Source organism: Mesorhizobium sp. M0088 (assembly GCF_040322895.1).
In the GTDB taxonomy this organism is placed as follows: domain Bacteria; phylum Pseudomonadota; class Alphaproteobacteria; order Rhizobiales; family Rhizobiaceae; genus Mesorhizobium.
Genome location: NZ_JAMYUI010000056.1, coordinates 1 through 7,379, shown reverse-complemented (window position 1 = coordinate 7,379; position 7,379 = coordinate 1). Strand labels below are relative to the sequence as shown.

The 7,379-nt window shown below is 59.6% G+C and carries 9 protein-coding genes and 2 pseudogenes; 3 read left to right on the top strand and 8 right to left on the bottom strand.

Features of this window, described 5'->3' with window-relative positions; translation table 11 throughout:
* Positions 1-82 precede the first annotated feature (82 nt).
* The 3 genes and pseudogenes from NKJ67_RS34915 to ectB all read right to left on the bottom strand — a co-directional run bounded on the left by NKJ67_RS34915 (position 83) and on the right by ectB (position 2,596).
* Positions 83-793, bottom strand: coding sequence for a hypothetical protein (locus NKJ67_RS34915; RefSeq protein ID WP_352585862.1), 711 nt, complete (start codon positions 791-793; stop codon positions 83-85).
* Between the two features lie 256 nt (positions 794-1,049).
* Positions 1,050-1,151 (bottom strand): hypothetical protein, encoded by a 102-nt coding sequence (locus tag NKJ67_RS34910; protein WP_352585864.1) that lies wholly within the window; start codon positions 1,149-1,151, stop codon positions 1,050-1,052.
* Between the two features lie 263 nt (positions 1,152-1,414).
* Positions 1,415-2,596, bottom strand: a pseudogene (gene ectB, locus NKJ67_RS34905) (diaminobutyrate--2-oxoglutarate transaminase).
* Between the two features lie 178 nt (positions 2,597-2,774).
* On the opposite strand from ectB, the gene tnpA reads away from it, so the two are divergent.
* Positions 2,775-3,128 carry an IS66-like element accessory protein TnpA gene (gene tnpA, locus NKJ67_RS34900; protein ID WP_352585860.1) on the top strand — a complete coding sequence of 118 codons (354 nt, stop codon included), beginning with the start codon at positions 2,775-2,777 and terminating at the stop codon, positions 3,126-3,128.
* Positions 3,125-3,322 (top strand): IS66 family insertion sequence element accessory protein TnpB, encoded by a 198-nt coding sequence (gene tnpB, locus NKJ67_RS34895; RefSeq protein WP_352452648.1) that lies wholly within the window; start codon positions 3,125-3,127, stop codon positions 3,320-3,322. Before tnpA ends, tnpB begins: the two co-directional genes overlap by 4 nt.
* 34 nt (positions 3,323-3,356) lie before the next feature.
* On the opposite strand, the gene NKJ67_RS34890 is transcribed toward tnpB, so the two are convergent.
* The 3 genes from NKJ67_RS34890 to NKJ67_RS34880 all read right to left on the bottom strand — a co-directional run bounded on the left by NKJ67_RS34890 (position 3,357) and on the right by NKJ67_RS34880 (position 5,135).
* Entirely contained in the window at positions 3,357-4,004 is a 648-nt protein-coding gene (locus tag NKJ67_RS34890) for a tyrosine-type recombinase/integrase (RefSeq protein WP_352585858.1), read from the bottom strand.
* Positions 4,005-4,331: 327 nt separating this feature from the next.
* Positions 4,332-4,598 carry a site-specific integrase gene (locus NKJ67_RS34885; RefSeq protein ID WP_352585856.1) on the bottom strand — a complete coding sequence of 89 codons (267 nt, stop codon included), beginning with the start codon at positions 4,596-4,598 and terminating at the stop codon, positions 4,332-4,334.
* A 6-nt stretch (positions 4,599-4,604) separates the two neighbouring features.
* A complete protein-coding gene (locus tag NKJ67_RS34880; RefSeq protein ID WP_352585855.1) occupies positions 4,605-5,135 on the bottom strand; it encodes a helix-turn-helix domain-containing protein in 531 nt (176 codons plus the stop codon).
* 167 nt (positions 5,136-5,302) lie between these two features.
* Here NKJ67_RS34880 and NKJ67_RS35265 point away from each other — a divergent pair.
* Positions 5,303-5,449: pseudogene (locus NKJ67_RS35265) on the top strand (ATP-grasp domain-containing protein); the annotation flags it as partial.
* Positions 5,450-6,195: 746 nt separating this feature from the next.
* On the opposite strand, the gene NKJ67_RS34870 reads toward NKJ67_RS35265, so the two are convergent.
* Both NKJ67_RS34870 and NKJ67_RS34865 read right to left on the bottom strand, forming a co-directional pair.
* Positions 6,196-7,113, bottom strand: a complete 918-nt coding sequence (locus tag NKJ67_RS34870) for a LysR substrate-binding domain-containing protein (RefSeq protein WP_352585853.1) — start codon at positions 7,111-7,113, stop codon at positions 6,196-6,198.
* A gap of 64 nt (positions 7,114-7,177) precedes the next feature.
* On the bottom strand, positions 7,178-7,379 hold a 202-nt coding region (locus NKJ67_RS34865), incomplete at its 5' end, for a hypothetical protein (protein WP_352585851.1).

The following is a 7,379-nucleotide window of genomic DNA, read 5'->3' as shown; positions in this document are numbered from 1 at the left end:
CATACTGCGGGCCGGCGCCACAGCTTCATCTTTCATAGTCAGGTCTGCGTCAGAAAGACTAAATCCGACAGTAAAATTGCGCTCAAGAAAGCCGCTCGATCGTTTCAGTCGCCGAGCATTTGATTAGCTGAGATAATTCGTGTTGAGTTAGCCAAATGAGCCAGTCATCATCTTCGATGTCTCGATCAGGTAAACGCAGGACGGATCCATGTGCTTCTCTGTGAGGATAGCCGTACTGATCGGCGACTCCCTTTTGGATAAGCCAAGAAGGCACAAGAGCGTAGATGAAATCGGGGGCCCATTTCGCCCATGCCAGTCCAAAAGCGACACCTGCAAGCGGGGGTGCTAAGCCCTGTCCTCTAAGGTCACTTCGGAGCCATAAATCGCCGTGATACGCTGCGATCCCGCTTATGATCCGAGCAGTCGGCGCGACACAAACACACGACGAACCTGGGCCGGCATGCTTTGCAGGATCCACATAGCAGGATTTCAATGACTCAAGATGGTCAGCCAAGTTGGTAGACGCCAGATCATCCACACGAAGCGCCTGGACATGCCCTACTTTACCGAATTTATCTTCTCCAACGACCCAAAACGCCTGGCCGGGCTCAAGCTGTGAACAGTCCGGGCGGAAGTTCGGAAAGGTAGCATATTTCCCGGCAATCTTACTTGTAATTGAAAGGTACTCCTCAAAATCTTCCCCCATCCTGAATTGCACGCCCGCTTTGCGGGCCTTTTGGTCAAGCGAGCAGATATATGTCGATACCTCAAGTGTGGTCGCGTCGTCATGCATTGCAGCGTACTCTACCGTTAGTTTGAAATGCACTGAAAATCAGGGCCAATTGTCGCGAGCTTCTCGTATCGCAATGTCGTGCAATGCGAAGTCCACCGGACAGCCCGCGCCACGGGAAATCCATCGAAATTCGACGCGCCGTCATACTTTTGGTTCTGCGGCTGTGCTCGTGTAGGGCCAGTGTAAGGCGGCTAGAATGACGACCGACGGCGGAGGCGAAGGACCCGACTCTCGCTGCCGACATGGATTGAACTTCCTAGGGCGACATGAGGTCACCGGTCTCATCATGCACCTCGCGGCCCGCCAACGGAGGTACAAAGGCGTAGGCCAACACCAATTCGGTCTCGGCACACTGCAGGTGGGCGTCATGCTTATCGAACGCGTAAGTGATGCCCGGTCGCCGACATGGACCTCATCCGCTTGGGAATCCTCGATAGAGCCCGTTCCTGAGATGCAGTAGACCGCCTCAAGGTGGTTCCGATATTGCATCTTGAGTCGGGCGCCCGGATAGATCCTAGTGATATGGCCATCCCATCGTTCTTGAGAAGCAACCGCGACGTCTGGACCCGTCGGGCTGCCAGCTTCTCCTCATTGAAATCCCTGACGATCATGATTCACCCCTTACGCTGCCGTGTTCATTGTGCTGCCGATCACGCTTTCGATAGCACCCTCGAGGATGTCGAGGCCTTGGCTAAGCTGATCCTCCCCAATAACGAGGGGTGGCAGACACTTCACGACCTCGTCTTTGGGACCAGAGGTCTCGACTATAAGGCCCCTGTGGAAGGCGGTGCTGATGACCTGACGGGCAGTCTCGCCAGACTTGAGATCGATGCCCCGCATCATGCCACGACCCTTGGCTGACACTCGGCTGGGATCGTACTTCTGCGCGATCTGATCAAGGCGGCTCTTCAGCAGGTTGCCTTTCTGGCTGACGGACGCTACCAAGCTGTCCGTTCGCCAGAAATGCTCTAGGGCTACGCGCGCGGTGACGAAAGCGTGGCAGTTGCCGCGGAACGTTCCGTTGTGTTCTCCGGGCTCCCACCTGTCGAGTTGTCGATCAATAAGGACGAGGGCCATAGGCAGGCCATAGCCCGATATCGATTTCGCCATCGTGACGATGTCCGGGCGGAGACCGGCGGCCTCGAAGCTGAAGAACGCATCGGTCCGGCCAACACCCGCCTGAATGTCGTCTACGATCAGCAGAGCTCCGTGTTTGCGCGCAACGCAGCCACCTTGCGCAGCCACTCCGTGCCGGCGACATTCAGGCCGCCTTCGCCCTGAACTGTCTCGACAATCACCGCCGCCGGAGCGTCCACGCCGCTGGAGGGATCTGAGAGCAGGCGATCAAGGTAATCGGCGGTGTCTACAGCGGATCCAAGATAGCCGTCATAGGGTAGCCGCGTGACGCCGCCAAGCAGCTGGCCGGCGGCCGCACGGTGGTATCGGTTGCCGGTGCAGGAGAGAGCGCCAAGGCTCACGCCGTGAAAGCCGTTGGTGAAGGCTATGACGTTGGAGCGCCCAGTGATCTTGCGTGCTAGCTTGAGGGCAGCCTCGACCGCGTTGGCGCCGGTCGGACCGGGAAACTGTACGACGTAGTCTAGTTGCCGCGGCCTAAGAATCGCCTCGTGGAATTCTCGCAGAAAGGACTCCTTGGCCGTTATACAGATCGAGGCCATGGGTGATGCCGTCGCTCGCGATGTAGTCTGCGAGCGCGGACTTCAGCGTAGGCGGATTGTGCCCATAGTTCAAACTCGAGCAGCCCATGAGAAAGTCGAGATAGGCTGTCCCATCTCGCGCAAACAGCTGAGCCCCCCGTGCCCTCGCGAAAACGACGGGAAAGCTGCGAGCGTAGCTGCGCACTTCGGACTCAAGATGATTGAAGATCGGTACGCCTTCGGCGAGGGCCGCCTTGCGGGAGCATGGCCCGGTAGCGAAGCTGCGCTCTTAAGGTCGTCCTTTCGAGCGTAGTTAGCAGCACAGCATGAGCCATGTGACGTTATTGACCGGACCGGAGCGTCGTCGTCGTTGGCGTGAAGAGGATCAGTGCCGGATACCGGCCGCGGCATTCGCGCCCGGGTCCACGGTGGCGGCGGTAGCGCGTCAGTACGATGTCGCGACCAGCCTGATTTATAAGTGGCGCCGCACGGTGAGAGCCCGCGAGACGGGCTTTGCCGAGGTTGTCGTGGCTCCCGATGAGCCTGTCGCCGCTTCGGTGCCGGCGGCATCCCCAGCGGTGATCGAGCTGGAGGTCGCCGGCAAGGTGCGGCTGCGGATACCGCTGACCACGCCGCCGACACTGGCGGCGGCGATGGTGAAGGCGCTGGGCGTTTCATGATCCCGGTTCCGAGCCAGGTGCGGATCTGGTTGGCGGTCGGCCGGACCGATATGCGTCGCGGAATGCAAGGCCTCGCCCTGCAGGTTCAGGAGACGTTGGGCCGGGATCCGCATTTATGCGTCGGGCGAGATTATGTGGCGGAGCCTTCCTGGTGCCAGCCTAGGCCCGCCGGTCCGGATTTTTCCGCCACATAATATTTAGATGCTGTTCAGCAGTTGCAGAACGGAGTCATTTGGTCGGAAACGCACGCCGTGAGCGCCGGTGACGCCCGCCTTCTCGAGTCCATTGCGCATCATCTCGACATCCGCTGCGGCATAGCGGTGGGTCGTGGCGACCTGTAGCGTGCCCGAGCCAGGCTTGGATCGTCAAAAGGTCCACGCCGGACTGGAGAAGCTTCATGGCGAGGGAGTGCCGGAAGATGTGCGGCGATATGGGCTTGTCGGCCAAGGCCAGCCTGGTAGGCACGGCCTCTGTGGCCGCACGCCGCACGATATGGGTCGCTCCGAAACGAGTCAGGCGTTCGGTGCGGGCGCCGACGAATATCGCTCGCGGCTCGTGATGGGCGATCCCGCGCTCGCTCAACAAGGATGTCAGCGCCCGCGCCAGGTCCTTAGCAATGGGGACGACGGGGTCTCTGCGCCCTTTGCCGCGCAGCAGCACTTGTGGGTGCGGCCGTTCCAACTGAAGGTCGTTTGCGTTGACGCCGGTGGCTTCGGAGACCAGGGCGCCGGTCCGTGCCAGAAACAGTAGAAACGTTCGGTCGCGCCGCCCACGGGACGTCCTCTGATCGGGGGCCGCAATAAGGGCGTCCACATCGGCCTTGGTGAGGTGGTGCGTCACCTCAATGTGAGCCCGTTTTATGGGAATCGTCAGCACGCGTTGGGCGACACCGAAGGACGCCGGGTCAGCGGCTGCTACGTGATGGAAGAAGGATCGGATGGCCGCTAGTCGGGCGTTGCGCGTGGCGATGACGTTCTTGCGCTTCTCCTCGAGCTCAAATCGAGGAAGGCGAGAACGAGGTCTCGATCGAGGTCTTCGAGTGCCAATGCGGCCGGCTTCTTCGCCAATCGGGTGGCGGCAAAGATGATCAGCATGCGCAAGGCATCGCGATACTGGCCACGGTCGCGGGAGTCGCATTGCGTTGTTTGGTCAGGCGCCGGCGAAAGTAGGACTCCAGGAGCGGCGCCAGCAGCAGGTGTTCGCTCATGCTGCACCTCCGTCGAGGAAGGCGCGCTCCGCCGCAATGGCGAGAAGATCTGCCGAACCGGTGAGATAGTAGGCAGTGTCGCTGTAGCTGGCGTGACCGAGATATGTGGCGAGCAGCGGGAGCAACGCCTGAACGTCTGCGCGCTGCTGATGCCAGAGGCCGAGACGGGTCACGGCGAACCGGTGCCTGGGCGAGCCAGGCCCGCAGGGCAAAATCCAGCGCCAAAGTTCGAGTGGCAGGCCCATCGAACTGAGCGCGCTCAATGTACCTCACGAAAGCCATTGTCCGCCCTTGAGAAGGATTCCCGGCGAGATGCGGCGGCATGCGTCGATGAGTGATGCCAACTCGGCCTCGCTGAGGATTCGCGGAGGCGGAATCGCTCTGGATCTGGGGAAAGCCGTCGGCGTCAGCCGCCGCTCGAAGCCTCTAAAGAGATCACAGAATCTGCTGTAAGCGTAACCGTCAGGATGAACGGCCCGATACTCCTCCCACAGGATCGACAGCGTCACGCGCGGCTTCTTCAGCTCGACCGCCAGCGCGCCCCAGTCGGGCTCGGCGCGTCGGCGCAGTCCTTGTTTGACGCCCTGACGGGAGAAGAGCCGATGTTCGAGAACATCGTCGGTCAGCTCCGCTGGTAACGGCCAGGAAAGACCGGCGGCGGTCGCTCTCTCCATGTTGTCCTGCACCGTGCTGCGGGCAATTCCAAGCATGGTGGCAATGTCACGAACGCTTATGCCGTCGGCGCTTAGTCGTAGCAATTGCCTCAATTGTCTCATGGTCAGCTTTCTTCTCTTCGGCATGCACCTCTCCTCTACCGTCGAGGGAGTGCATGCGCAGGTTGCTGACCCAAAGGCACTATCTAGGCTTTAAAACTGTCCGGTATTTAATCGGAAACGCGTCCGGTTAATTCTCGGAATCGCGTCCGGTTTTTGATCGGAACGGTGTCCGGTTAACCGTCGGAATTTGCAGCTTTGCTCAGACCAAGTTCATACTGCAGCATGCTGTCGACTTAATCGATTGGTCGATCACACCGTTTTCGATAGTTGGCGAACAGGAACAACCAGCGGACCCTCGCGTCCCCGCACCAGCGCAGGTGGCCCCGGGTAAGAGGTGATCGTCGCCGAACATTGCTGCAATTGAGAGCAGAGAGACGGGTTTGATGGTGTGCGCGCCCCTCGATGGCATCGATGTGTTAGAATGGAGGGTGTTTGACAGCCAGCCAAAAGAAGAGTGCCCCCATGGAAGTTAGCACGATTCGAAGTGGATCTGGCGAAGAACTGTTCGGGCGCATGGGCCGATGCTGCGTATTTCGCAAAAGCCGGGCAAGGGTTCCGCCAATTCCCGGACAGCAGTTTCGCTAATGCCGGAACAAGCGTCCGGGAATTACTGAACACGCAGCCGATGCTGTCGGCGCGTTGTTTTCCGTAGCCGCGCGACAAGGTGCTGGCGTTCTTTGCCAACCAGCCGAGCTGCCGGGTCGCCGTGGAGGCCCTGCGTAGATCGGCACAGCATTGGGGGCGCGAAATCAGCAAGCTCGGCCACGGTCGCCTGATCCCAACGGCCTGGTCTAGTGAAGCGTCAGAAGAAGGTTGAGGTGGGGGCGATGTCGGCGCGATGTATCCGTTAAATCGAAAACAGCGTCACGAAGAACGATTATAAAGTATCTTTGAGCACTTGAGGAAGTTGATAAGGTTTAAAATCCCTACTCTCCGTGAGGCCTGAACGCGACAGCATGCAGAAATGATCACATTTCTTCCCTGCTCCGTCCCGCAATGAGCGAATCCACGCCCAGCAAACGTCTGATGTCGATCGCCGCACCGCTATGCCTCCAGCCATGCACAGGGGCGCCGGGCGCGAACTCTAACTCCAAGCGTTTCGCTCTTCAGACGAGATTTTCCGCAACCACTCGCGCAGCTGCTCGGCCCCTGGCGAAAGGACGCGGTTCTCGTTCCACGTCAGATAGTACCCTCCCAGGGCGTCCAGCACGAGGTCTGTAATCCTGACGAGCTTGCCCTCTTCGACCAATGTTTTCACCAGTCGATGCCAGCCCACGCAAACGCCTTGATCAGCCTGGGCCGCTTGCAAAGCCACGAAGAATTTGCTGAACCTATGGCCACGAAGCGGCCCGTGGGGAATCCCCGCGCGGCGCAGGACCTCGTCCCAACCGGCCCAGTCCGGTTCCATCCGTTCGACTTTCAGCAGTGGCAGTTGGGGCAAGCATTTGGCGGTCGCATCACTGTGCTCCTGGGCGAAGCCGGGACCGCAGACCGGGTAGATGACATCGCCAAACAACAGTTCCGCTGTCTCGTCAGGCCATACGCCGAAGCCATAGCGGATGCGCAGCTCGACTTCAGCGCGCCGACAGTCGCGCGAACTGTCGGAGATCACATGGTCGACTGTGATATCTCCATGCTGTGCCCAAAAGCGCGGCATGCGCGGCATCAGCCAGATCGAGGCGAACGCATCGGTGGAGGCAATCGTGACATTCCGGAAACGATCGCCGCGTTTAATGGTCTCGACGACATCGGACGCCTGGGAAAAACTGCTAGCCAGCACGCTGTAGAGGTCTTTGCCGGCGCTGGTAAGTATCACGCTGGTTCCCGGCCTCACAAACAACGGAACGCCTAGTTCGTCCTCAATGGCTTTGATCTGCCGACCGATCTCTCCCGCCGTCACGTTTAGCTCGGAAGCCGCAAGGTTGAATGAGAGATGGCGGGCCGACGCCTCGAATATCTCGAGAGCAGTCGTGGACGGGAGTTCATAATAACGATGAAGCATTGAAGGCTCCAATCAGATCAATAGTCGCTGTCCAAGTAGCCGCTGTATCCGTGTCGACCCCGGTTCAAAGGAGCGTCGCCGGCTTGCACGCGTTAAAGTTGAGATACTGCAAAATCGCTCGCCACTGGCCTGCCCGTGACAAAACCATCGATGCAAGTTGCGTGCCGATTGTCGCACCGTTTTGAGATGCACCACTCGTCCATACCGACGGTCCGGCCCCGGCGACCGTTTCGTCGGCTTCCGACATTCTGGTACAGCTTCGGACA